Source organism: Microcystis sp. T1-4, from assembly GCF_000297435.1.
Taxonomy (GTDB): Bacteria; Cyanobacteriota; Cyanobacteriia; order Cyanobacteriales; family Microcystaceae; genus Microcystis.
On record NZ_CAIP01000419.1, the window covers coordinates 1 to 25648 of the forward strand.

Here is a 25648-nt window from a genome sequence, read left to right on the forward strand (position 1 = left end):
TGCTTTTCTCCATAGATGGTTAACTGCCCCCAACGAAAAACTCTTCAGTTCCAGAAATTTATCGGCAATTTCTCCAGGAAGTATTAAGCTGTTTTGAATCTAAATTGCATATTCGATTTTTCCTCCTGCCTCCTGCCCCCTGCCGACCGCCTGATCTCAACAAGCAATTTAAATTACGAACAGCTTAGGGACCTGGGTAGGAATAATATCCCAGCCAGACAGTCGCTCTGTAGAGGAATCAGACAAGCCATAAATGTTACATTATCAAAGCGCAAGTCCCTTACCAGACTTACAGGTGTAAGTTGGTCGTGGTTACAAAATTACGTCAACGTCTCGACTTCGCTCGACGTTGACCCATCCCGAAGCCGAAGGGTCAACAATAAATTGGGAGCTGTCCCCCGTTAAGTAAAGGTTCGTTGAAAAATCAAAAGGCCAATTAGTTATAGAGTGTGATCAAATGTGGTCTTTAGTTTATTGTAAGAAGATATAAGGTATATATTTGGCTGGCAATTGATAGAACAGGGAAATTTAGATGTTTCACCCCCATCCAGGGGATTTTCGATGACAATTCCTGAGAGCTACTATATCATGGTAGATCACCTGTGATTCCTCAGACCGGCCAAGATAAAGATGGCAACAGGCAAAAATTAGGAAAAATCAGCGACAATCGAAACGGCAAGATCAAAAAAAATTCTATTCTAGATTGACCCTTTCAGCAGACCAACTATCCCACCCTTCTAGACAACGACCCTAAGGATAACTTCTATGGCGCAACAAAATAACCTAAAAACCGACAATATACACCAAATCGATCCCTATTGGGGTCCCCGATGGCTCGTAGAGGAACGGGACGCTTGCGGAGTCGGTTTTATTGCCGATGTGCGCGGTTCCGGCAGCCATCAACTGATTGAACAGGCCCTTTTAGCCTTAGGTTGTTTGGAACACCGGGGAGGCTGCAGCGCCGATCAGGATTCCGGGGACGGTTCCGGTATGATGACCGCTATCCCCAGAGATGTCCTCGCTCCTTGGTTCGCCGAAAATGGCTTAAATATGCCAGAATCTGAGCGTCTAGGGGTGGGTATGGTCTTTCTTCCCCAAGCGGCCCAAGAACGAGCCGACGCTAAAGCACACATCGAAGAAATTGTCAATAAATATAATATTAAGATTTTAGGTTGGCGTGCTGTTCCCGTCCGTCCCCAAGTCCTCGGAAGACAAGCAAGGGAAAATCAACCCTACGTCGAGCAAATTCTGGTGACTTCCCCCGATTTAGCCGGTTCTCAATTCGATCGCCTACTCTATATTGCCCGTTCTGAAGTGGGTAAGCAACTGGCCGATGATTTCTATTTCTGTTCCTTTTCCTGTCGCACCATAGTCTATAAAGGCATGGTAAGGGGCGAAATCCTGCGAGAGTTCTATCTAGACCTGCAAAATCCCGCCTATAGCAGTCAATTTGCCATTTATCACCGACGTTTTAGCACCAATACCCAACCAAAATGGCCCCTCGCTCAACCGATGCGCTTATTGGGTCATAACGGCGAAATTAACACCCTTTTGGGCAATATTAACTGGATGTCGGCCCGGGAACCAGCTTTAGAAACGGAAGGTTGGACCCACGAAGAATTACAATCCCTGACCCCCATTGTTAACCCCGCTAACAGCGACTCCTATAACCTCGATAGCGCCCTAGAATTATTGGTGAGAACCGGTCGCAGTCCCCTAGAAGCGGCTATGATCCTAGTGCCGGAGGCCTACAATAATCAGCCGGATTTACAGAATTATCCCGAAATTATCGACTTCTACGAATACTATAGCGGTTTACAGGAACCCTGGGACGGCCCAGCTTTACTGGTCTTCAGTGACGGGGGAATCGTCGGCGCTTGTTTGGATCGCAACGGTTTGCGACCGGCCCGTTATAGCATTACTAACAACGGTTATATCGTCGTCTCCTCGGAAGCGGGAACTATTCCCCTCGATGAAACCACCATTATGGAAAAAGGTCGTCTCGGCCCCGGTCAAATGATCGCAGTTGACCTAGAAAAAGGCGAAATTAAGCGTAATTGGCCGATTAAACAGGAAATTGCCCGCGCTAATCCCTACGGTGCATGGGTGAAATCCCAACGCACCTTTATTGACAAAGAAACAGCGATAGACATTCCCACCCCTAGTAATCTCCTTCCCCTGCAAACCGCTTTCGGTTATACATCCGAAGATGTGGATCTGATAATCGTCCCCATGGCAGAACAGGGAAAAGAACCGACTTTCTGTATGGGTGATGACACTCCCCTAGCAGTCCTCTCCAGTAAACCCCATCTTCTCTACGATTACTTTAAACAACGTTTTGCCCAAGTTACTAACCCTCCCATCGATCCTTTACGCGAAAGTTTAGTCATGTCCTTGACTATGTATCTGGGACGACGGGGTAATATCCTGAAATTAGGGGTTGATGACGCACATTTACTGAAATTAGACTCTCCCCTGCTCAATAATGCGGAATTAGCCAAAGTTAAAACCTCTAGCTACAAAACAGCCGAACTTTCTACCCTTTATGATCTGACCACCGGACCGGGGGGATTAGAAGATGCGATCGCTAATTTGTGCGCTGAGGCCGCCAAGAAAGTAGCATCGGGAGCAGAAATTTTAATTCTCAGTGACAGAACTGCTCCTATTGACGAAAAAACTAGCTATATTCCCCCCTTATTAGCCGTTGGTGCCGTCCATCATCACCTGATTCGCTCACACTTGCGTTTAAAAGCTTCGATCGTGATCGACACGGCCCAATGTTGGAGTACCCATCACTTCGCTTGTCTAATTGGTTATGGAGCTTCCGCAGTCTGTCCCTATTTGGCCCTAGAAACGATCGCCCAGTGGTGGATCGAGCCAAGAACGCAGAAATTGATGGAAAACGGCAAATTAGAAGCTATTAGCCTCGAAAAAGCCCTAATTAACTACCGCAAATCCGTAGAAGCGGGATTACTGAAAATCCTCTCGAAAATGGGTATTTCTCTCCTATCTTCCTACCATGGGGCGCAAATTTTCGAGGCGATCGGATTATCGGCAGATTTAGTTAAACTAGCTTTTAACGGTACTACCAGTCGCGTTGGGGGTTTAAGCATTGCTGAAGTGGCCCAAGAAGCGATCGCATTCCACCGTCAAGCTTTCCCCAATCTTACCGCCAAAAAACTAGAAAACTACGGTTTTGTCAACTACCGTCCGGGGGGAGAATACCACATGAATTCTCCGGAAATGGCGAAAGCACTCCATAAAGCCGTGGCCGCTCACTCCCAAGGTCAAGGATATGACCATTACGAAACCTATCGTCAAATCTTGCAGCAAAGACCCGCTACTGCATTGCGCGATCTATTAGAATTTAACAGCGATCGAGCCTCAATTGCCATCGAAGCAGTAGAATCGATCGAAAGTATCCTGCAACGCTTCTGCACAGGGGGAATGTCCCTCGGTGCCTTGGGCCGGGAAGCACACGAAACCCTAGCGATCGCCATGAATCGCATCGGAGGTAAGTCCAATTCCGGAGAAGGGGGAGAAGATCCGATCCGTTACACCAGCTTAAGCGATGTGGATGCCGAGGGACATTCCGTGACCATGCCTCACCTAAACGGCTTAAAAAACGGTGATACGGCTAATTCTGCCATTAAACAGATAGCTTCGGGTCGTTTTGGAGTCACTCCCGAATACTTAATGAGTGGAAAACAGCTAGAGATTAAAATGGCCCAGGGAGCAAAACCGGGAGAAGGAGGTCAATTACCGGGGAAAAAAGTCAGTCCCTATATTGCCATGTTACGGCGATCAAAACCGGGTGTTACCTTGATTTCTCCCCCTCCTCACCACGATATCTACTCGATCGAAGATTTAGCACAATTAATCTACGATTTACACCAAATTAACCCCCGGGCCAAAGTTTCCGTCAAATTAGTGGCCGAGATCGGTATCGGTACAATTGCGGCCGGAGTTGCCAAAGCTAACGCTGATATTATCCAGATTTCCGGTCACGATGGTGGTACAGGTGCATCACCCCTAAGTTCGATCAAACACGCGGGTAGTCCCTGGGAATTGGGAGTGACGGAAGTGCATCGGATGTTAATGGAAAATCAACTGCGTCATCGGGTGATTTTGCGTGCAGATGGGGGACTGAAAACCGGTTGGGATATCCTCATGGCTGCTCTGATGGGTGCGGAGGAATTCGGTTTTGGTTCCATTTCCATGATTGCTGAGGGGTGCATCATGGCCCGCGTCTGTCACACGAATAATTGCCCTGTGGGAGTCGCTACCCAGCAGGAACGTCTGCGCGCTCGTTTTCCAGGAATTCCCGCTCATGTGGTCAATTTCTTCACTTTAGTGGCTGAGGAAACGCGGCAATTATTGGCGAAATTAGGCTATCACAGTTTAAATGAGGTGATTGGCCGAGCAGATCTGTTAAAAGTGCGCTCCGATGCTCGTTTAACTAAGACAGAATCCCTCAATCTTGATTGTTTATTGAATTTACCCGATGGACGTGGCGATCGCTCTTGGTTGCAGCACGAGGAAGTACATAGTAACGGTGCTGTTCTCGATGACGATATTCTAGCCGATAGCGAGATTAAACAAGCGATCGAGCAACAGGAAACCGTCAGCAAAACCTACAGGATTGTCAATACCGATCGCTCTGTCGGGGCGAGAATTGCGGGGGTAATTGCCCAAAAATACGGTAATGATGGCTTTGAAGGCGAAATTAAGCTCAATTTCCAGGGTGCGGCCGGTCAAAGTTTCGGAGCATTTAATTTACCCGGTGTCAATCTCCATTTAGAGGGAGAAGCTAACGATTATGTGGGTAAAGGCATCTACGGCGGCGAAATTGTCATCTTACCGCCCCAAAACGCCAATTATCAGCCCGAAGATAACGCTATTATCGGTAATACCTGTCTCTACGGGGCTACCGGTGGGGTGTTATACGCGAATGGTCGCGCTGGTGAACGTTTTGCTGTCCGCAATTCCACCGCACAAGCGGTTATCGAAGGGGCCGGGGACCACCTCTGTGAATACATGACCGGGGGGGTAATTGTCGTGCTTGGTTCCGTCGGTCGCAACGTCGGCGCCGGGATGACGGGAGGATTAGCTTATATCCTTGATCCGTCCCTACCGGAGAAACTCAACCCCGAAATTGTCAAGATTCAACGGGTTGGCACGGCTGCCGGTGCGGAACAGTTAAAATCTTTAATTGAGGCCCATGTAGAACGCACTAATAGCCCCAAAGGTAAGTTAATTTTAGCTAATTGGGATAGCTATCTCGGTCAATTCTGGCAAGTAGTCCCTCCCTCGGAAGCGGATAGTCCCGAAGCGCAAATTAGCGCGGAGAAAACCTTAACTTCGGTGTAATTTCCTCGGGGTGCGTTACTCTTGGTTAACGCACCCATTGATTAATTTCTTTGATGTCATAATTTGGCAATGACAAACGAAAAACTCAGATTTATCGATCTTTTTGCTGGTATTGGAGGATTTAGATTAGCTTTCGAGAGCGTTGGTTATGACTGTGTATATTCTTGTGAAATAGACGAAAACTGTCGAAAAGTATATTTCAATAATTTTCAAGAAATTCCCGATCAAGATATTAGAAAAATTGCTATCCATGACCTGCCTGATTTTGAAGTGTTGACAGCAGGATTTCCCTGTCAACCCTTTAGCATTTCTGGAAAACGAGCCGGATTTAGAGATACAAGGGGAACTCTATTTTTTCACATCTGCGAAATAGTAGAATTAAAAAAGCCGAAAATAATTCTTCTGGAAAATGTTAAACACCTAATTCACCTCGACAAAGGCAAAAACTTAGATATTATTTTGCATTCTTTGGAAGAACTGGGTTATTTAGTTGATTATAAGCTCTTAAATGCCAAGGATTTTGGTGTGCCGCAAAATCGAGAAAGAATTATTATTATTGCTACCCAAAATAAAAAATTTAATTTCAACTCATTAAAATATACTTCACCAATACCTAAGTTACGCGATTTTCTGTCTCCTCAAGGCAATTTTGAATACTTAGATAAAAAAGAATATACTCTCATTGATAATCCTACCTTACAACCATCAGGATTAATTTTTGTCGGTTATCGCAATAAAACTATCTGGAAAAAAGGTATCAGACCAAATACAGAACATTTATCCCGGGTTCATCATCAACCTAACCGAATTTATTCGATCGATGGAGTACATCCTACTATACCATCTCAGGAAACATCTGGACGTTTTTTTATTTATATACCCGAACAAGATCAGGTGCGTAAATTAACTATCCAAGAATGCTATCGACTGATGAAGTTCCCCGATAGCTTTCAAATTCATCCTAACTTAGCTGAGTCTTATAAACAGGTGGGTAATTCGGTTTGTATTCCCATGATTCAAGAGTTGGCTATTGCCATTAAGAAACATATTTTTGAAAACAATTCTAGAGTATCCTTAAAGGAGTTTTCTTTTTCTCGTCAGAATATTCAATTGGAAATTATCGGATTAGATTTTATGAACCATAAAGAAAAGTTATTAGACATTTATGACCAATCCTTAAATTTAGATGATCGGCAACCACTGCCCCCTCAACCCTATCAAAACTATATCCAACAAATTGCTACTAATTGCTCAAAACAAAAGGGAGTTTATACGGTTTTAATAACTTTATTAGTTCATAAAATTCTCTATCCTAATCAAGATATTAGATACCATCAAACTAATTTACCTGGAGGATTTTCAGGAAGAACTATTGATACTCAGTATATTACTCCCACCTTGAAACAATTGGGATTACCAGCTATGGCAGAAAGTGGCTGGCTAACTCGTTCTTTAGAACAACCCTTTCCCTATACTTTAGATTATCAAGGTAAAATTAGTAATCAAAAAACCAAAGATGCTTTTCTGGGTTTAATTGATTTTATTGAAACTAATCCTCAACAAGCTGAAGTTATTTTAAGGCTTTTACTTCATCAAGTTAATCAGATTATCCAGACTCAAAAGATTAAAATTTTGAAGATAGATAATCCTGAACCTTTTGATATCAACACTTTGAGCAGTTGCCTAGAAAATCATTTTAGTTTCAATTATCAAACTCGCGGAGCTTCCAAATTACCTGTTTTAGCACTATATGCAATTTATCAAAGGTTAATTATAGAAGTAGAAAGATACAAATCCTGCACATTAAAACCTCTAGGCAGTCACACAGCTTCTGATCTAACTTCTGGTAGTGCAGGAGATATTGAGATTTTTGATAAAAATAAACAATTAGTAGAAGTTATTGAAATTAAGCATGGTAAGTACATTGATTTACAAATTCTCCGAATTGCCAAAGATAAAATTATCAAATTTAATCCGAGAAGATATTATATCCTATCATCGTTTGATGTTAAACCCACAGAAGTGGAGTTAATCATGTCTGAGATTCAAACTATCAAAAACAATCATGGTTGTCAAATAATCACCAATGGTATTATACCGACAATTAAATATTATCTGAGACTGATATCATCTCCAGAAGAATTTGTCAATAGCTATTCCCATCTGATTGAAATAGATTCGGAATTACAAACTATTCATAAATTAAAATGGAACGAAATTTTATCTAATCTTATTTCTCCAATTGAACAAATCTAAACTAGCGAGCTATACTATGGCCAAAATATACCATCTCTGGTGACAGCTTTTCTTAAGATGAAGTGTAACCTAATTGGGTATCGACGACCGACACCCCACAATCTGTCCCCACGAAAAACTTTTTCGGCCAACCCTATCTAGACTACACTTTTTAAGTAGCTAGACACAATTAATTACACATACTTTTGCCTTTTGCCTATCCTAACCAAGAAGTTAATTTTGTCCTATTACTTTATTACTCATGAATCCCCTCGTTAATTATTTTCGCAACCTGCAAGAAATCCACTCATCCCAAGCAGCAGTAAAAGAAACCTCCTACTACGGCACTCTCGAAACTCTCCTCAACGAAATCGGTAAAACCCTAAAACCGCGAGTACGCTGCATTATCAACCTCAGAAATCAGGGTGCGGGATTGCCGGACGGGGGACTTTTTAACGTCGATCAATTCCCCAAAAATCAAGAATTAGAACCTTTTACGGCGATTTTTCCCGAAAGAGGCGCGATCGAGATTAAGGGAACCAAAGAAGATGTCAAAAAAATCGCCGCCAGCGAGCAAGTACAAAAATACTGGCAAAAATACGGTCAAGTATTAGTCAGCAATTATCGCGATTTTCTGCTCATCGGTCGCAATAGCCAAGGTCAACCGGTGGAATTAGAAGCCTATAGTTTAGCCCCGTCAGAAGCCGAGTTTTGGCTAAAAACCTCAAATCCATCCAAATTTGCCGCCGAACACGGTGATAGCCTCTTAGAATACTTAAAGAGAGTGCTTTTACAGGCGGCTCCTATCACCTCACCGGCCGATGTTGCTTGGTTTCTTGCTTCCTATGCGCGGGACGCAAAAGCACGCTTAGAACATCATTCCGATCTTCCCGCTCTGGCCAATATTCGTCAAGCTTTAGAAAATGCCCTAGGTATCAAATTTGAACGGGAACAGGGAAATAAATTTTTTCGTTCTACCCTCGTGCAAACCCTCTTTTATGGTTTATTCTCCGCTTGGGTATTATGGCACAAGCAAAACCTCAATCGCGAGGATAAAGAGGATAAGTTCGATTGGAAATCCGCAGCCCACCATCTCCATGTTCCCATGTTAGCGATCCTATTTGAGCAGATCGCCGCACCGAGTAAGTTAAAATCTTTGGGATTAGTAGAAGTTTTGAACTGGACCGGTGCAGCTTTAAATCGAGTGCGACGAGAGGAATTTTTTCGTCAATTCGATGAGGGACAAGCGGTACAGTATTTCTATGAACCATTTCTGCAAGCTTTTGATCCTGATTTACGCAAAGAATTGGGAGTTTGGTACACTCCTCCGGAAATTGTTCGCTATATGGTAGCGCGAGTCGATCGAGTTTTACGAGAAGAATTAAATATTGAGGACGGTTTAGCTAATCCCGATGTTTATATTCTCGATCCTTGCTGTGGAACTGGTGCTTATTTAGTCGAGGTTTTGCGCTATATTACCGATACTTTACAGGAAAATGGCGCGGGTGCTTTAGCCATGGCTTTGGTGAAAAAGGCAGCCATAGAAAGAATTTTCGGTTTCGAGATTTTAACCGCTCCTTTTGTCGTCGCTCATCTACAATTAGGTTTATTCCTGCAAAGTTTGGATGTACCTTTAATAGAAGATAGTGAACGAGTCGGGATTTATCTGACTAATGCTTTAACCGGTTGGCAACCTCCCGATGAGGAAAGTAAACAGAAAATTCAACAGCTACAATTAAGTTTTCCGGAGTTAAATAAGGAACGAGAAGCAGCCGATGAAGTTAAGCGCGGTAAACCGATTTTAGTTATTCTCGGTAATCCTCCCTACAATGCTTTTGCTGGAACCAGTCCCGCAGAAGAAGCAGGTTTAGTGGAAGTGTATAAACAGGGTTTAATCTCCGATTGGGTGATTAAAAAGTTTAATCTGGATGAGTTATATGTGCGCTTTTTTCGTTTAGCGGAAAGATGTATTTCAGAAAATACTGGCAAAGGAGTTGTTTGTTATATTTCTAATTTTTCCTATCTCGGTGATCCTTCTTTTGTGGTGATGCGACAAAGATTTTTACAAGAATTTGATCGCCTTTGGTTTGATTGTCTCAATGGTGATAGTCGCGAAACAGGAAAGTTAACCCCTGAAGGTAATCCCGATCCTAGTGTTTTTTCTACTCAATACAATAAGGAAGGGATTCGAGTCGGGACAACTATCGGACTAATGGTAAGAAAGGAAGTAAGGAATAAAAATGTTGATGTCTATTTTCGCCATTTCTGGGGAGTTGCTAAACGAGAACAGTTATTAGATAGTTTAAATAATCAAGATTTTGATGCTTTTTATCAAGTCTCTAACCCAGAACAATCTAATCGTTATTCTTTCCGTCCCTCCGATGTTTCTTCTCACTATTTAGCATGGCCAAAGTTAACAGATTTATCTTGTCAAGATTCATCATTAATTATTCCATTACAGGGTATGGATGAAGATCGTGCAAATGCACTTATAGATTGTGATCAAGATATTTTATCATTAAGAATGCAAAAGTATTTTGATAAAACAACTGACTGGGATGAATTTTTAACTTTAAAAACTGGGTTAAGTCGAGATAGTGCGTCTTTTGATGCTAAAACTGTACGAAAAAAAGCACATCAATTAGATTCGTTTAAAGAAAATAACCTGAAAAGATATAATTTCCGTCCCTATGATACAAGATGGTGTTATATTACTTTAGCCCCTAATGTTTGGAAAAGAGTAAGGCCAGATTTATATGTACAGTACACATATAAAAATTTATTTTTATTAAGTCGTTCTAAAGGAGTTGCTCAACCAGAAGGAATTCCCTTTCTATTTACTCAAAGTCTTTTTGCTAGGGATTGTATGAGAGGTCATGCAGTTGCATTTCCCATGTTAATTTATCCTTCTGCGAAACATGAAGCAAAAAAACAAGATAAATTATTTAATTTTGAAAGTTATACAACTGTTAAAACAAAAGCCAATCTCTCAGAAAAATCTCGTCAATACTTAAATCAACTGGGTATTAATAATCTTGATGAAAATATCGAGAATGCCTCCTTAATTTGGCTGCACACATTAGCGATTGGATACTCTCCCTTATATCTTGGGGAAAATGCCGACGGGATTCGTCAAGACTTCCCAAGGATTCCCCTTCCCAATAGCCAAGAATTATTAATTAAATCTGCCCAACTAGGACAAGCGATCGCCTCTCTTTTAGACACAGAAAACCCCGTTATAGGAGTCACCAAAAAACCGACCCCTGCACTGCAAAAAATCGCCTTGATTTCCTGCACTGATGGGGGAAATTTAAACCCGGATAAGGGGGATTTAATTATTAACGTCGGTTGGGGACATGGGGGTAAAAATGGTGTGACAATGCCGGGTAAAGGAAAAGCGATCGCCAGACAATATACAACCGCAGAAATGAGCGTAATTAGTCCAGAAATGCGAAAATTATTAGGAACCAAAACCTATGATATTTATCTCAACGATCGAGCCTATTGGCAAAATATACCGGCCCGGGTTTGGGAATATACTATCGGGGGTTATCAAGTTATTAAAAAATGGCTAAGTTATCGCGAGGAAAAATTATTAGGACGGGGATTAACTATCGCAGAAGTGCAGGAAGTCAGAGAGATGACTAGGAGAATTACTGCGATTATTCTCCTAGAATCAGATCTAGATGATAACTACCAAAATATCAAAACAGCCGTGTATTCTTTTTAATTAGGGTTGGCTGATTAAATAGAGTTCTTGCATAAGTAGGTAGGCACAATTATTTGTAGGATGGGTTAGCGGTAGCGTAACATAATCGGGCGTTGGGTTTCATGCTTCAACCCAACCTACGTTCATTTTATATTTAATTCCACCCACCTACTTAATTAATTTTTGAGGGTTTAAAAACGGCAAAAATAAGGATTAAATTGCCTAAAATTCCTAAATAGGGTTTGCTGAATAAATCTAAAAACCTTGTTGGGTAAGGCTTTTAGACTTTTTGTCAATCAAAAAGTGCCGACCATTGGAGTGATCAGGGGGAAAATTCAGGTACTTTTTCCCTAAAAATTAGGTAATTGGCCACCTCAAAATCGGTAAAACCCCACACCCCACCTGCCCCCCCGATGTCGGGGGGGTTGGGGGGGCCACACCCTGCCTCCACCAACAAACTTGTTCAGCAGACCCTATCTATAGTTTTGTAACGGCAAATTTTGCTAAAAATCAATAAGTGTAAACTTTCATCACAAGCTCGATCTAGTCCTGACAAAGGTGTTATATTAAAAACATAAGGCACAAGGGAAGCGACTCAACTTCCTTACAGGCAAAAAGACCTAGAGCCTGTGCCACCTGCTCTAGCTCAACGCAACAGCTAAATCGGACGCAGATTCTCAAAGTTTGTAAAGTAAAGTATGGTTTCGCCTCTGTCGCTCAAGATAGGACAGATGGAGTGGGCTGTAATCAGCACCTGAGTCGGTAAACTGAGAAATCTTGATAGTTGACAGATAGACTGTTGTGAGTTCCGTAAACCTCTATTGTATTGAGTCCGTTAAATTTTTAGGAGTCCATATCGTTTGTACAGGATGAAGCCCGCCTCCCTAGGCGGGCATATTATGTTTTTAGAAAACCGCCACGAGATATTCCTGTAATTGCAATTGATAACCTGCCCGTAGCTGACAGGGATAATCAAGGGAAAACTCAGGTAAAGCGAATAGAGAACTTTTTTGACAACTAACTAAAGCCACATCGAAGCGACAGGTTAAATCGGACCATTGGGGATAAAAGGAGAGAAATATCTGGGCGGCTTCGTAAATTTTCCCCTGTTTACGGTCATCGATTGCTAATTTGCCCCCTAAATCCCAATTGCCAGCGCTGCGGGTTTTCACCTCGACAAAAGCGAGAATCGCCTGAGACTTAGACAAGACGATTAAATCGATTTCACCGCTGCCACTACGCCAACGACGCTGGAGGATATGCCATTGCTGTAATTGCAACCAATCCGCCACCAAATTTTCGCCCAATTCCCCCACGGTTGTCATGTTCAGTTATCAGTGGTCAGTTATCAGTGGTCAGTTATCAGTGGTCAGTTATCAGTGGTCAGTTATCAGTGAACAGGGAACAACGTTGATTTATTATCCTGTCTTCTGACTCCGAACTCCTGACTACTGGCTACTGTCTCCTGTCTCCTAACCAAGCAGGACAATTTTCGATTTTTACCAGAGGTCTATTACAAAAGTCCTTCTAGACGACGACGGATGCTGTCTAACTCCGCATCGGGAATCTCGGAAAACTCCTCTTCGGCGGGGGGGACTTCCTCTTTTTGCCAATCCAACTCGGAGGCATTGCTTTCGGGGGGAATTACCAACATACCCGCTTCAATCATTTCCGCTTGATAGCCGGCGCCGCGACAAAATTCTGCCACTTCCTCCGAATCAATTTTCTCTACCGTGGGAGTCGGAAAATCCTGTGCCTCTAACAGCAGTGCATAACGGGTGGCATCATCTTCCGATTCAAACATCAAAACCTTATTGATAGCTCCCATTTGAATGGTGTGGATACCTTCGTTTTCTGTGCCTGCGTTAAAAAGTAGTACAAATACACGCATAGTTACTATTAGCGATCGATAAGCAGTGGTCGTCTATGCTCATTTTACCCCCCTTCTCGATCGCTAATCCTCAGCAATTTTAGTTTCTCGTCAACCACTTTTGACCGTTAAGCCGTTGCAGGGTGTAAAACAACAGTAAATCAAGACTTACTTTCTTTTCATCGATCATAAATGATTCAATTGTACTAGGTTGAGCGCCGCCCTCAGCCTGGGAAAAAGCTTTTTTGCCATTGATGTTTTCTTCCAAAAAATAAATGCTAAATTGACGCATTCCCCCGAGCCAATTGCCGGTTAACTGCCAACAGGGAGAGCTAGAAAAGCCCTGCACGGCAATTTTATCCTGTTTAAAGGACAGCTTCATATCAGTTATACCCAGCTTTTGCAAGGCTGCCGCCAGTGCGGGTTGAAAATGCTGCTCGATAAATTCAGCAAAGGGTTTTTCCTCGACGGTAGGATCCTTGGGTTTTTTAGCAGGCGCGGGTTGAGCCGGTTTTTCTGCTGCTGCTGTCGGAGTTGCGGGGGTGGTGGTTTCTTCTGCCATAGGAATTAATCTGGAATGGGTAGGTAGTTACAATTATATTTTCTCCCGGGTTATCGGTTATCAGTTTTTTTTAGCTATCAGCTTTTATGGGATTAATCAGCCATTTTTCTAGTTAGCCCTCTTTCATCACTCTGGGAGAGTTAAAATGAGAAGGATGTAGGGAGAATTGGCAGAGTCCTGTGAAGCCAAGAAGTCCAAAGATTGAACTAGATTCGTTAGCAGTCGTTCCCACTAGAGGAGCGAGCAATATTGAAAGTTACGTCAACCCAACTGTCCCCCCAAATGACTCCATCTTTGTCATCAGGAGAAACAATAGGTTTTAGTTTCTGGAGAGTTATCAGTTATCATTGCCTACCCCCAGTCGTCGGGAGCCTGAAATAAGAGATATTTTAATTTTCATCCCCTTGAAAGAAGAGGATTGTTACCTCTTGTTCTTGGTCAAATCCTACAGAGTCTGATAAAATCAATCTCTGAGAGACTTGGTTAAGATCATAATTATTCTCCCTCTGTCAGCCAATGTCTAGATTATAGTAGGACAGTATCGGGCGAAAGTTGATAAGATTTTCCAGTATGGTTAAATATTGCGCTGATGTTTTAATACTACCTATCGCCTAAAACTATGATTACTTATATTAAAATTCATGGCTTTAAATCCTTTCATAATTTTGAAATGGTATTCACGCCGCTTACTGTAGTCGCTGGGGTTAATGCTTCTGGTAAGAGTAATTTATTTGATGCTTTGCAATTGTTGGCGCGGCTGGCAGAAGTGGATCTGAAGACGGCTTTTAGCGAGCAACGAGGACATCCTAGCGAACTTTTTACCCAGTATGATGAGGACGACTACGCCACAGAAATGGAATTTATAGTTGAAATGTTAGTCAATCGCAAGGTAAAAGATAATTGGGGTGGGGAAGTCGATCTTAAATATACAAGGTTGCGCTATCAATTAAAAATTAAACGAGAGTCTAATATAAGTGGATTTGAAAACTTGTATATTGTTGATGAAAGTTTAGAAAATTTAAAGCACAATGAAGATAATTGGGTAAAAAATTATATTCCTAAGACAGTATTGGAAACTTGGCGACCAAAAGTAGTAACGGGTAGGAGAGCCATTCCTTATATTAAGACTGAAGATATTAATGGTATTGCTACCATTGTTCTACCTCAAGACGGTCAAGCGGGGAATAAAAAAGTATTTCCCGCAAAAAACGCATCACAAACTGTTTTAAGCAGCATTAATACCATAGATTTTAAACATATATTAGCCGCCAAACAAGAAATGCTGAGTTGGAAGTTTATGCAGCTTAATCCCGAAGATTTGCGAGAACCTACTCGTCAAGATATAGGCATCAGAGATACAATAACAGCAAGCGGAAAGAATTTAGCCGCTGCTTTATTTCGCATTAAACAAGATGATGAATATACCCTCACAGCAATTTCCCGTGATCTCAATAATCTGCTACCAAATCTTACAGAAGTTAATGTTTATGATGACAAAGCAAATCGACAATTTATTATCAAGGTAAAAAGTGATGATAATCGGGAGTTTTCTTCGAGAGTGCTTTCCGAAGGAACCCTACGTTTATTAACATTATGTGTCCTGCAATACGACCGACAACACACAGGATTACTATGTTTTGAAGAGCCAGAAAATGGCATTCATCCTTTTCGTATTGAAGCAATGGCAAGATTATTAAAAGAGCTAACTGTCGATTTTGAAGATACTGAAATGCCTTTACGCCAAGTAATAGTGAACACTCATTCTCCGGTTCTGGTGAGTCAATTAATTAATTGGCAAGATGATAAAAATGTCAGCATTTGGCTTTCTCAACTTACCACTATAATATCCACTATTGAAGGGAAGCGAATTAAGATGAAAAGCAGTAATTTTCACCCTGTTATCAAAGAGAATAAAAAACAATTAACCTTATTTTACTCCGAAAATGAGGCCAAGCTAACTCTCTCGGAAGTTGTCGAATATCTAAAAACTGCTGATGCTGAAAGTGCGATTAAAAATATTAAAAATCAACAAAACTAATTAATGTAAATCAATTAAGATGGCAAAAAAAATCAAACAAATAATTATTGCCTTAGCTACAGAAGGCAGTTCCGATCATAGATTTTTACCGAATATTATTCAGCGCACTTTCGAGAGAGTTGCTTTTGACGATGAACAAGAAATAGAAATTTTTGAACCAATTTGTCTTCCACAAATCTCTGGCGAAAATATCCGAGAAAAAGCTAAACAATACGCAATTCAAGCGGTGGAGAAGGGAGCAATGGTTTTGTGCTTCCATGCAGACGCAGATGATAAAACAGATGAAAACGCATTTAAGGAAAGAATTGATCCGGCTTTTAATGCTATTAAATCAGACGAGCGAGACTTATGTAAAAATTTAGTTGCTATCGTTCCAATACAAATGACTGAAGCCTGGATATTAGCAGACAAAGAATTACTAAAAAAAGAATTGTGTACAAAGAAAAGTGATAGTGAGTTAGCAATCGATAAAGAACCCGAATCTTTTAGCAATCCGAAAGAAACGATTAAAAATGCCATCAATAAAGCCAGAGAAGGTATGACTAAACGCTATCGAAATAAACTAAAAATTGACGATTTATATTCACAGATTGGTACAAACATCCCATTGTCGAAATTAGAATCCTTGTCTTCCTACAAAAAATTTGAAAAGGCAGTACGAGATATTTTTCCACAATTAACGAAAGTCAACAATATAGAAGATAATCCTGATCAAACGTGAATAAGACCTTGCTAATACCATTTTTCTAAAGTAATGGCAGAGATGGTTAATTTTCGGCATTGCTGAATCAAGGCATGAATGGCAACTGTGCAGGTTCCCGTGCAAAAGTTAGTTTGGCTCTAGGTTTTAAAAATACCAGAAAAGAAGATTCATATCTCAAATCAGCAACGCCGATTTCTCTACACCACTTTTTTATACTAACTATTGATTAGGCGACTTACCATCTCTACCATTCGACATAGGTTTAAATTTTTAATCTCTTCCTGAATTTGATCGATTGAACTTTGAGAATCATCACTACAGTAAGCCAATTGAACTTTCTTTCCCTGCGGATCGGTTAATAGGGTGATCCAGTCTTGATCGCTCGACACCTGATAATCTATATAGATGCCTTTTCTATCTTTGGCGGGAGTGAATTTACATGAATAATAGTTATCCTGTTTACGTTTGTCCGATGCTTGTCTAGCCAACAATTTTTCGATTAACAAACAATCGGATTCTTTATGTTGCTCGTCGTGAATATAATTTTTTTTGCTTAAATCCTCTTTACTGTGAGTCTTGGAAACATAACGATAAAGCTCCGCTTTAGAATCATACGGGATAGGTAAAATAATAAATCCTTTCTCCGCTTCCTCTTTGATCGCCTTTCGAGGAATATCGGCATTATAGGGAGTTAATAGGATAGCTTGTAATTTATATTTGAGTTTACTGGTGACATGAGCGGCAATTTCTCGTTTTAAAATATCTCTAAAAGTTGTAATTTGTTCGATAGCTGTACTCGTGGAATTTTTATTAGTTCCCTTCATCTCGATAATTGTCAGCAGAAGTAAGTCATTCTGAATAAAAAGAGATAAATAATCAGGTCTTTTCTGCTTTTGATCTCTAACGAGAGGATCCTTCTGACGATCAGTTTTAAATAAAATACAAACGGAATCTTTTTCTGGCTTGGTAATCCGAAAGCTGACACCGCTTTCGGGTGGAGCGATCCGATCGGGTACGGTACAGAAAATAAGCAAATTTTCTAAAAAGTTAAATTTCTGCCAATCGAGTTTATTCTTCTTCTGAGGAACATTCTTCTTCGGTTTCTTGGTTTTGTTGTCCTGCTTCATAAATTGCAAAAAACTTTTGTTGAATATCAACTGATACATCGCTGAGAGTATCCCAACGAATACCGTATTCAGGGTCGTGTAAAGAAAGTAATTGATTATTTTTCATTTCATAGGCGCTAACCTGTTCCATTTTAAGAAAAGCTCGGCTATCTTGCAGATAAAGCAATTTAGCTTGTTCGGCTAAAAGTTCTGGATTTTGGTGATTACCATTAACGATATTGTTAAGATGAGCCATCAAATAGGGGCTATGAGTCGTCAATAAAATTCTAACTCCTAAATTTACTAAAATCGCTAAAGATTCTAACAATTTTACCTGAGATTCTGGATGTAAGTTCATTTCAGGCTCATCGATCACCAGAAAATCCCCCGATTTTGCTCGATAGCGTAAATAGAGTAAAAGCGGGGCTAATTGTTTAATAGACGAGGAAGCATTATAAAGATCGATTTCTAAACTTCTTTTTACCGAAACTTTAATTTCTCTGCCTCCAATTTTAGTCTTTTTAAAGATTGTTTTATTGTTATTTTGAATATACTTTTCAATTTGATCAGCTAATTTTTGAAAATCATTTTTGTTTTTGGCAATGGGATCGGGCTTATTTTCTAGTTCTATGTCAGTTAAAAAATCTAAAAAATCCTCTACTGGTTGAGGATAGCGAATATCTCCCTGTTCTTTCAGTAACTCTAACTGTCTATCTCGATTAATACGTCTATTAATACGTCCTTGTGTCAATAGCTCTCTCTGATTCCCTTTAAGTAGCTTATATCTTCTATTGCCCAGCATTTTATAGGTATTTATAAAAGCGTTTCTTTCGGCGGGTAAAGGAAGTGCGTCGGAAAATGAAAATTTTACAACAGCAGCAACAAAATTAAGAAAAACTATGTCTTTATAATTATTAATTTTATCTTCCTTTTCTTGATAAAATAAAATCTCATTATTGTTCTCGCTTCGCTCGATTTTCTTGATTCCAAGTGAAGCTAATGACCCGCGATATTCAATTGTATCCGCTAAAACTTTTTCTATAGCTGTTTTAATATCATCTTCGGAAATTTCGATACTGAATTTCGTTTTTTCAAAAATCTTGCCGCTAGAATCTTGGAAAAAAGATTGTAGTTTTATCCCGCTAAATTCAGATGCGGACTTTTGAACAATTTCGGATATAACATCATAAAAATGTCGGTCTATTTTTAAAGACCAATGATCGGCTTGATTTGTAAATTCTATTTTTTCTAAAATTTCACTAGAAAAATAAAAGCCGTCAAGCTGATTAATCCATAACCCATAAATCGAGTAGGCGATATAAGTTTTATTAGAATTATTCGGGCCAATAATAACGGTTAGAGGCCGAAGATCCACTTCTGCCTCTTTAATACTACCTAAATTCAAGAGTTTGATTTTCATCATAAAAACGAACACTCCGAATACAGACCCTTATTTTACCCGATTCGTACTCGCTTGCGCCGATTCTTTAGTTTTATCTTCAAACGCGACCTTGATCGAGAAACGAACAGCGATCGCTTTCTGAGAAAAGATCGATCGCCAACCGACAATCCAAAACGCTGTCATTACCTTTCTAAAGCAACAAGCTAGTGGTTAGCTGATCACTGAAAGCTCCCTAAATATCTAACCTTTGGTAGATGCTATTAAGATGATTTAGGTGCTGCTGGGGATCAAAGCAACTTTCGATCTCGTCGGGGGATAAAATGCCGGTAACTCGCTCATCTTGGCTGATAAAAGCTTTAAAATTGCCGTTATCGGTGTTCCAAGCGCGATGGGCGTTTTCTTGGACGATTTTATAGGCAGATTCCCGGCTAATTCCCTTACTCACCAAAGTTAAAAGAACTCTTTGACTGAAAATCACGCCACCGTAAACATTCATATTTCGCTTCATGTTTTCGGGATACACCAGCAGATTTTTGACTAAATCGGTGATTTCCTTGAGCATAAAGTGGGTCAAAATGCAAACATCCGGCAGCATTACCCGTTCTACGGAACTATGGGAAATATCTCTTTCGTGCCAGAGGGCGATATTTTCTAAAGCGGAAACGCTATGACTACGGATAATTCTCGCCATTCCCGTTAAGCGTTCTGAACGGATGGGATTACGTTTATGGGGCATAGCGGAGGAGCCTTTTTGTCCTTTGGAAAAGTATTCTTCCACTTCTAGGACATCGGTTCTTTGCAGGTTGCGAATCTCCACGGCAAAACGTTCGATCGAAGCCGCCAATAAAGCTAATTGTTGCACATAATCGGCGTGTCGATCGCGGGAGATAACTTGAGTGGAAGCGGTATCCGGTTCTAATCCTAACTTCTGACAGGTTAACGCCTCAATTTTCGGGTCAATATTGGCATAGGTTCCCACTGCACCAGATATTTTACCGATGGCGATGTCTTGGCGCAAGCGAATTAAACGATCGCGTCCCCGTAGCACTTCCGCTAACCATCCCGCTAGTTTAAAGCCAAAGGTGATCGGTTCGGCGTGAATGCCGTGGGAACGTCCCACCATGACTGTATAACGGTGTTCTTGGGCGCGATAGCGCAGGGCTTGGATAAAATCTTCTAATTGTTCTAGAATCAGGTTTAAACTGGCGACTAATTGTAAGGATAGGGCGGTATCTAATACATCAGAACTGGTTAAACCCAAATGAATATAACGCCCCGGCTCGCCCACATATTCGTTAACATTTGTTAAAAAGGCGATGACATCGTGGCGCACTTCTGCTTCTATTTCTAAAATGCGATCGGGATCAAAATTAGCTTTTGCCTTAATTTCTTCTACTGCATCCCCCGGAATATAGCCTAATTCTGCCTGCGCTTCACAGACGGCTATCTCTACCTCTAGCCATGTTTGATATTTATATCTATCCGTCCACAAATTCCCCATCGCAGGGAGAGTATAACGCTCGATCACTATTAATTCTTCCAAGACAACCGTTCAATTGTATCGGATCGGGGCAAGTCTGGGAATAGGCAAGGGGCAGCGGGGAGCTTTGTTTTCCCCACTCCCTTCTTTCCGGTTAGTAATTCGGTAGTAGCGGTGAGGCTCTTCTAGGTTGTGTGTGATAAGTTTAACTTACATAGGATTGATTGATCTTTGTGTCCTTTGTGTCTTTGTGGTTCGTTCCACCCCCTCTCTAGGAGGATTATATCTTAGAATACATTTTACCCACCAAATCCAAGAGAGCCGCGGTGAACTATCTTGCTTAATTTAGCCTGAATCGAACCCCTACCCCCTTGCTTCAACCCATGCTCGCATTTTACCCGGATTGTTCAATCCGTAGGGATCGACGAGTTGTTTAAATTCTAGTTGTAGCGGATTAATCTGTCTGCTGCCGCCATCTTCCATGATATAAGTGTGAGGATTGGCAATAGCTGCCCCCTGTTGTTCATAGATAGCAATAATCTCATTTAATCGAGTTTCTGTGGTAAATTCTAGCAAGGGAAGACCGGCGGGAATAACTTTACCTTGAAATCTCAAAAATTCTAGGTGCATCATTATTTCCTCCCCAAAATAATTATAGAGTTTCTCTACCGTGGCTAGATTAAAATAAAAAGCTTGTAGATAAGTTATCTTGGGGTTAAAACTACGCGCATGGAGAGTGGTATGATTCCAAGTAAATTCTAAGATACTGTTGCCTTTTTGAGTTTCTTCTGGCGTTTTATAGTAGGTAAGTTCACCATTATATTCTTTAATTAAAGATTCTAATGCGACTCGATCGCTGTCCGATACTATTAACAAAACTGCCGCTTTTCCTGGGGGTAAATAATCCTTAAGAGCGATAAAATAAGCGGGAATTGGCCAAGAGTGAACACTAACCATTTTCTTGACAATGCCATCACTATCACTGAGAGCTTGACCGAATTTAGCGGCGGTGATAAAATCGGCAAAAGTAACGATAAATTCTGCCCAAGGATAACAGGGAGCGAGGGCTATTTCTAACTCGGTAATAATGCCATTAGTTCCGTAGGCATGATTGACTTTTTCTACTTCATCCCCCCGTAATTCGATAATTTTGGGTTCTGTTTCTAGGGTGACTAATTGCACTGCTTGCAAATTGCCTCTATCCTTCAATTGTCCATAATTAATTGAACCCATGCCCACACTGCCACCCCCGATAAAACCGCCAATTGTCGCCGTCCGATAGGTAGAGGGAGCCATTCTTAATTCCCAACCAATTGCGCGAGCTTGTTTATCAAAAAAGGCCATTTTTACCCCCGCTTCTACCCGTGCTGTACCCGGTTCGATCGAGATAATTTTTGTTAGTTTGGTTGTGTCTAAAATTACTCCCCCCTGCAAGGGAACACATTGACCATAATTACCTGTCCCCGCACCTCTGACTGTTAAAGGAATTTGGTATTTAACGCAGGTTTTAGCGATGTCAATAACCTCTTGGCTATTGTGGGGACGAATGACTAAATCAGCCCGTTTATCTTGCAGTTGTGCCTCTAAAATGGGACTAAAATGATAATAATCTAAGGAAAGTTTCGCCACTTGTCCCGGATCGGTGATAATTTCTAGATGGGAAAGTTCTTGCATGAGATTTTGATAGTTAGATTTCATGGTTAGGTAGAGATTGCTGAAAAAGTGTATTGGTGGGGTTAGGAGTCAGGAGTCAGGAGACAGGAGACAGGAGACAGGAGACAGGAGACAGGAGACAGGAGATTATTTTTATTTGTTCTCCCCATACCCCAATTCATAATTCATAATTCAAACAGGAAAAATTAAAAACCGATCGCCTAGGCGGTCGGTTTTACTAAGAAGTATAAACTTTTATTAACTTTGTTTGCTGAGAAACTGTTGAGCTTGTCTAATAGCGGCAGCGCCGATATTGAAGACAGCCCAGCCACCAGCAATAAACAAAGGGGTTAAAACGATTAACACTCTCCAGTCCATAGATTTCCTTCTCCTCGGTCAGTGCTTAAAAGATTGTTACTTGATTCTCATTTTATATTTATACCCTAATCCGCCCGTTTTGGGAATCCGGTATCAGTACCTTTTCCCCCATGAACGAGGGCAAGTTTAGCATAGCGCTCGGCGTGTTCGATCAACTCTTGAGCCTCCTGTGGGGACACTTCCCGGACGCGTTTAGCGGGAATACCCACCACTAAAGATCGCGGTGGTATATCTTTTGTCACAATACTACCCGCCCCGACAATACTACCCGCCCCGACGCGCACACCATCGAGAATCACTGCCCCAATGCCAATTAAACAACCGCGTTCAATATGGGCTGCGTGAATTACCGCCCGATGCCCGATGGTAACGTAATCTTCAAGGATAGTAATTTTGCCTGGATCTCCGTGTAGGATCGCCCCATCTTGGATATTAGTATAGGCCCCAATTTCGATGCGTTCCACGTCGGCACGCAATACCGCCCCATACCAAACACTTACCCCCACAGCTAGGGAAATATCGCCCATTACCGTGGCATTGGGGGCGATAAAAGCCGCTTGACTGACATCGACAAGGGGCCAGAAATTAGAAGTTGATCTTAAGTTATCTAAAGACATGGAAGGATCTGCACTAAAGTCGAAAGAGAATACCCGTCCAATTTGGTTGGGTATAATATGGGTAGGATTATTGGTACAAAGATAGCAATTTTTAGTTTAGGTTCTCCCATGATCAATGCAAGTTTACAATACCCTGTTTTTGGCCCCGATATCCATTGTCCTCACTGTCGGCAGCTAATCCCCGCCCTCACTTTGACGGATACCTATTTGTGTCCGCGCCATGGAGCTTTTGAAGCCGATCCCAAAACGGGTGAGTTGGTTCACTTGCAGTCAGGACGGCATTGGCGACTCTGGAATGGTGAGTGGTATCGTCAACACACTCACCCGGATGGTATTCGTTTTGAGATTCACGAAGCACTCGATCGCCTCTATACTCAAGGATTTAAAGCGACTAAAGTAATTATTGCCAACCGTTATCGCGATCTAGTTAGTTCCTACCTAGAACGTAACACCACTTGGCGCGGTAATGGACCGGCTGAGACCACTATTCCCCGTCTTTACGGTTTACCGGTAGAATTTAGTCCCGATGCCCCCGATGAACCCTGTTGGGATGTAATTAATTTTGATCTGGAAAAAGAACCGGGGGTTCCCAAACGTTATCCCTATTTTCGTCTTTTTGATTAATCATTTATCAGTGATCAGTTATCAGTAAACAGTTATCAGTGAATAATCTCACTTAATAAACTCATAACCTCAAAACTGAATCGGGAGGCAGATCGATGAAGGATTGCTTATCAACCCCGAATTCTCACTCATTACTGATTACTGATTACTGATTACTGGACGGCTACGCCGTGCCTTTGGCAACACTGAAAATGCACCATGCTTCTATTCGTACCGCTAATATCCATCGAGCGATCGCTTTTTACCAGCTTCTCGGTTTTACCCTCGAGGAAAGATTCACCACGGGTTATACTTTAGCCTGTTGGCTAACGGGGTTAAATGGACGCATCGAATTAATCCAAATTCCTCAACCGAAACCCGCCCCCGATGCCTTTAGCGATCAGCATTATGTCGGTTATTATCACTTGTCTTTTGACTTAACAGAAAATGTCAGCAATTTACCAGAATGGTTAGAAAAATTAACAAATAACTTTCAGCAAGCCCATCAAGAGGATGCCGATTTATATCAACCTTTAAAAATTCTTTTGCCCCCCCAACAACAGATGATCGGCGATCACGTCTATGAAGTCACCTTTATTGCCGACACAGACGGTTTACCCCTGGAATTTATCCGTCGTTTAACGCCGAAATCAGCGATCCAGGTCTCCATAACCGAGATGGAGGCGACAGTGCCGGCAAAAACTCCCTAGGCATACCGGTCTCCTCCAGATGATCTACACAAAAACTTAAGAATGATCCCCGTCTGGTGATAGACTTTTGACTGTTAAGGAAACAAACTCACTAGATAAATCATAGATCAGCTGTAGGGAGGATCATCGAGTGGAAAGTACGCTAGGGTTAGAAATTATCGAAGTAGTCGAACAGGCTGCCATTGCTTCCTCCAAGTGGATGGGTAAAGGCGAAAAAAATATCGCTGATCAGGTGGCGGTGGAAGCGATGCGCGAACGGATGAATAAAATCCATATGCGCGGTCGCATCGTTATTGGAGAAGGGGAAAGAGACGAGGCTCCTATGCTTTATATTGGCGAAGAAGTGGGTATCTGTACCCAAGTTGATGCCAAACAATATTGTAATCCCGACGAATTAGTCGAAATCGATATCGCCGTCGATCCCTGCGAAGGCACTAACTTGGTCGCCTACGGTCAAAATGGTTCTATGGCCGTGTTAGCGATCTCCGAAAAAGGTGGATTATTCGCCGCTCCTGACTTTTATATGAAAAAATTAGCGGCTCCCCCGGCAGCTAAAGGTCATGTGGATATTAATAAATCGGCGACGGAAAACCTGAAAGTTCTTTCCGATTGTCTCAATCGTTCGATCGAAGAACTGGTGGTAGTGGTGATGGATCGTCCCCGTCACAAGGAATTAATCCAAGAAATCCGCAACGCTGGGGCCAGAGTTCGTCTGATCAGCGATGGTGACGTATCGGCCGCTATTTCCTGCGCTTTTTCGGGAACTAATATTCATGCTCTCATGGGTATCGGTGCGGCTCCGGAAGGGGTAATCTCGGCGGCGGCGATGCGTTGTCTGGGGGGTCACTTCCAGGGACAATTGATCTATGATCCGGAAGTGGTCAAAACCGGTTTAATCGGCGAAAGCCGCGAGGGTAATCTCGCTCGTCTGCAAGAAATGGGCATCACCGATCCCGATCGCGTTTACGGTTGCGAAGAATTAGCCAGTGGCGAAACCGTCCTCTTTGCCGCCTGTGGGATCACCCCCGGCACCCTGATGGAAGGAGTACGCTTCTTCCACGGTGGCGCTCGTACCCAAAGCTTGGTTATCTCCACCCAATCGAAAACCGCTCGCTTTGTCGATACCGTTCACCTGTTCGACCGACCCAAATACATTCAACTGAGATAATTCTCTGACCGGGTGGGGTGGCCATGGCTCACCTCGCCCCCATT

General features: G+C 41.9%; 18 protein-coding genes. 8 read left to right on the forward strand and 10 right to left on the reverse strand.

From position 1 onward, the window contains the following. The first annotated feature begins 765 nt into the window (after window positions 1-765). The 3 genes from gltB (at window position 766) to MICAI_RS20435 (ending at window position 11335) form a co-directional block, all read left to right on the forward strand. Complete coding sequence (gltB, locus tag MICAI_RS20425; protein WP_008206622.1) at window positions 766-5370, forward strand: glutamate synthase large subunit; 4605 nt, start codon at window positions 766-768, stop codon at window positions 5368-5370. A 69-nt stretch (window positions 5371-5439) separates the two neighbouring features. After that, the gene (locus MICAI_RS20430) at window positions 5440-7626 is read left to right on the forward strand and encodes a DNA cytosine methyltransferase (protein ID WP_002803192.1); all 2187 of its coding nucleotides are present in this window, start codon (window positions 5440-5442) and stop codon (window positions 7624-7626) included. Between the two features lie 241 nt (window positions 7627-7867). Further along, window positions 7868-11335: a type ISP restriction/modification enzyme gene (locus MICAI_RS20435; RefSeq protein WP_008206624.1), complete on the forward strand. Its 3468-nt coding sequence runs from the start codon at window positions 7868-7870 to the stop codon at window positions 11333-11335. Between the two features lie 884 nt (window positions 11336-12219). Here the strand turns inward: MICAI_RS20435 and MICAI_RS20440 are convergent. The 3 genes from MICAI_RS20440 to MICAI_RS20450 all read right to left on the reverse strand — a co-directional run bounded on the left by MICAI_RS20440 (window position 12220) and on the right by MICAI_RS20450 (window position 13746). Beyond that, window positions 12220-12639: a YraN family protein gene (locus MICAI_RS20440; RefSeq protein WP_008206626.1), complete on the reverse strand. Its 420-nt coding sequence runs from the start codon at window positions 12637-12639 to the stop codon at window positions 12220-12222. Between the two features lie 188 nt (window positions 12640-12827). Then, window positions 12828-13205 carry a DUF3110 domain-containing protein gene (locus tag MICAI_RS20445; protein ID WP_002795498.1) on the reverse strand — a complete coding sequence of 126 codons (378 nt, stop codon included), beginning with the start codon at window positions 13203-13205 and terminating at the stop codon, window positions 12828-12830. A 79-nt stretch (window positions 13206-13284) separates the two neighbouring features. Next, window positions 13285-13746, reverse strand: coding sequence for a DUF2996 domain-containing protein (locus MICAI_RS20450; protein WP_008206630.1), 462 nt, complete (start codon window positions 13744-13746; stop codon window positions 13285-13287). A gap of 619 nt (window positions 13747-14365) precedes the next feature. On the opposite strand from MICAI_RS20450, the gene MICAI_RS20455 reads away from it, so the two are divergent. Continuing rightward, a complete protein-coding gene (locus tag MICAI_RS20455) occupies window positions 14366-15784 on the forward strand; it encodes an AAA family ATPase (protein ID WP_008206631.1) in 1419 nt (472 codons plus the stop codon). A gap of 19 nt (window positions 15785-15803) precedes the next feature. After that, the gene (locus tag MICAI_RS20460; protein WP_008206633.1) at window positions 15804-16505 is read left to right on the forward strand and encodes a DUF4276 family protein; all 702 of its coding nucleotides are present in this window, start codon (window positions 15804-15806) and stop codon (window positions 16503-16505) included. 197 nt (window positions 16506-16702) lie between these two features. Here the strand turns inward: MICAI_RS20460 and MICAI_RS20465 are convergent, their stop codons facing one another. From MICAI_RS20465 to MICAI_RS20490, 7 genes are all read right to left on the reverse strand, one after another. Further along, on the reverse strand, window positions 16703-17614 hold the full coding sequence (locus MICAI_RS20465) for a hypothetical protein (protein ID WP_008206635.1): 912 nt from the start codon (window positions 17612-17614) through the stop codon (window positions 16703-16705). Then, window positions 17556-19016 carry an AAA family ATPase gene (locus tag MICAI_RS20470; RefSeq protein ID WP_008206637.1) on the reverse strand — a complete coding sequence of 487 codons (1461 nt, stop codon included), beginning with the start codon at window positions 19014-19016 and terminating at the stop codon, window positions 17556-17558. The genes MICAI_RS20465 and MICAI_RS20470 overlap by 59 nt, the downstream gene beginning before the upstream one ends. Before the next feature lie 27 nt (window positions 19017-19043). Continuing rightward, window positions 19044-19178, reverse strand: coding sequence for a hypothetical protein (locus MICAI_RS27620; protein WP_002747389.1), 135 nt, complete (start codon window positions 19176-19178; stop codon window positions 19044-19046). Window positions 19179-19227: 49 nt separating this feature from the next. After that, window positions 19228-20523 (reverse strand): adenylosuccinate lyase, encoded by a 1296-nt coding sequence (gene purB, locus MICAI_RS20475; RefSeq protein WP_004268608.1) that lies wholly within the window; start codon window positions 20521-20523, stop codon window positions 19228-19230. Window positions 20524-20838: 315 nt separating this feature from the next. After that, on the reverse strand, window positions 20839-22173 hold the full coding sequence (locus MICAI_RS20480) for an FAD-binding oxidoreductase (RefSeq protein ID WP_008206642.1): 1335 nt from the start codon (window positions 22171-22173) through the stop codon (window positions 20839-20841). A gap of 213 nt (window positions 22174-22386) precedes the next feature. Then, a complete protein-coding gene (locus MICAI_RS20485; RefSeq protein WP_039900610.1) occupies window positions 22387-22506 on the reverse strand; it encodes a photosystem II protein Y in 120 nt (39 codons plus the stop codon). A 65-nt stretch (window positions 22507-22571) separates the two neighbouring features. After that, complete coding sequence (locus tag MICAI_RS20490; protein WP_002757960.1) at window positions 22572-23123, reverse strand: gamma carbonic anhydrase family protein; 552 nt, start codon at window positions 23121-23123, stop codon at window positions 22572-22574. Window positions 23124-23231: 108 nt separating this feature from the next. On the opposite strand from MICAI_RS20490, the gene MICAI_RS20495 reads away from it, so the two are divergent. The 3 genes from MICAI_RS20495 to glpX all read left to right on the forward strand — a co-directional run bounded on the left by MICAI_RS20495 (window position 23232) and on the right by glpX (window position 25604). Then, a complete protein-coding gene (locus tag MICAI_RS20495) occupies window positions 23232-23747 on the forward strand; it encodes a TIGR02652 family protein (RefSeq protein ID WP_039900620.1) in 516 nt (171 codons plus the stop codon). 191 nt (window positions 23748-23938) lie between these two features. Beyond that, complete coding sequence (locus MICAI_RS20500; RefSeq protein WP_039900611.1) at window positions 23939-24436, forward strand: VOC family protein; 498 nt, start codon at window positions 23939-23941, stop codon at window positions 24434-24436. 130 nt (window positions 24437-24566) lie between these two features. Beyond that, entirely contained in the window at window positions 24567-25604 is a 1038-nt protein-coding gene (gene glpX / locus MICAI_RS20505; RefSeq protein WP_008206649.1) for a class II fructose-bisphosphatase, read from the forward strand. The last annotated feature ends 44 nt before the right edge of the window (window positions 25605-25648 follow it).

Coding starts and splice junctions, on each gene's coding strand:
- gltB (WP_008206622.1), top strand. CDS start 766: ATGGCGCAACAAAATAACCTAAAAACCGACAATATACACCAAATCGAT.
- MICAI_RS20430 (WP_002803192.1), top strand. CDS start 5,440: ATGACAAACGAAAAACTCAGATTTATCGATCTTTTTGCTGGTATTGGA.
- MICAI_RS20435 (WP_008206624.1), top strand. CDS start 7,868: ATGAATCCCCTCGTTAATTATTTTCGCAACCTGCAAGAAATCCACTCA.
- MICAI_RS20440 (WP_008206626.1), bottom strand. CDS start 12,639: ATGACAACCGTGGGGGAATTGGGCGAAAATTTGGTGGCGGATTGGTTG.
- MICAI_RS20445 (WP_002795498.1), bottom strand. CDS start 13,205: ATGCGTGTATTTGTACTACTTTTTAACGCAGGCACAGAAAACGAAGGT.
- MICAI_RS20450 (WP_008206630.1), bottom strand. CDS start 13,746: ATGGCAGAAGAAACCACCACCCCCGCAACTCCGACAGCAGCAGCAGAA.
- MICAI_RS20455 (WP_008206631.1), top strand. CDS start 14,366: ATGATTACTTATATTAAAATTCATGGCTTTAAATCCTTTCATAATTTT.
- MICAI_RS20460 (WP_008206633.1), top strand. CDS start 15,804: ATGGCAAAAAAAATCAAACAAATAATTATTGCCTTAGCTACAGAAGGC.
- MICAI_RS20465 (WP_008206635.1), bottom strand. CDS start 17,614: ATGAAGCAGGACAACAAAACCAAGAAACCGAAGAAGAATGTTCCTCAG.
- MICAI_RS20470 (WP_008206637.1), bottom strand. CDS start 19,016: ATGATGAAAATCAAACTCTTGAATTTAGGTAGTATTAAAGAGGCAGAA.
- MICAI_RS27620 (WP_002747389.1), bottom strand. CDS start 19,178: ATGACAGCGTTTTGGATTGTCGGTTGGCGATCGATCTTTTCTCAGAAA.
- MICAI_RS20480 (WP_008206642.1), bottom strand. CDS start 22,173: ATGAAATCTAACTATCAAAATCTCATGCAAGAACTTTCCCATCTAGAA.
- MICAI_RS20485 (WP_039900610.1), bottom strand. CDS start 22,506: ATGGACTGGAGAGTGTTAATCGTTTTAACCCCTTTGTTTATTGCTGGT.
- MICAI_RS20490 (WP_002757960.1), bottom strand. CDS start 23,123: ATGTCTTTAGATAACTTAAGATCAACTTCTAATTTCTGGCCCCTTGTC.
- MICAI_RS20495 (WP_039900620.1), top strand. CDS start 23,232: ATGATCAATGCAAGTTTACAATACCCTGTTTTTGGCCCCGATATCCAT.
- MICAI_RS20500 (WP_039900611.1), top strand. CDS start 23,939: ATGCACCATGCTTCTATTCGTACCGCTAATATCCATCGAGCGATCGCT.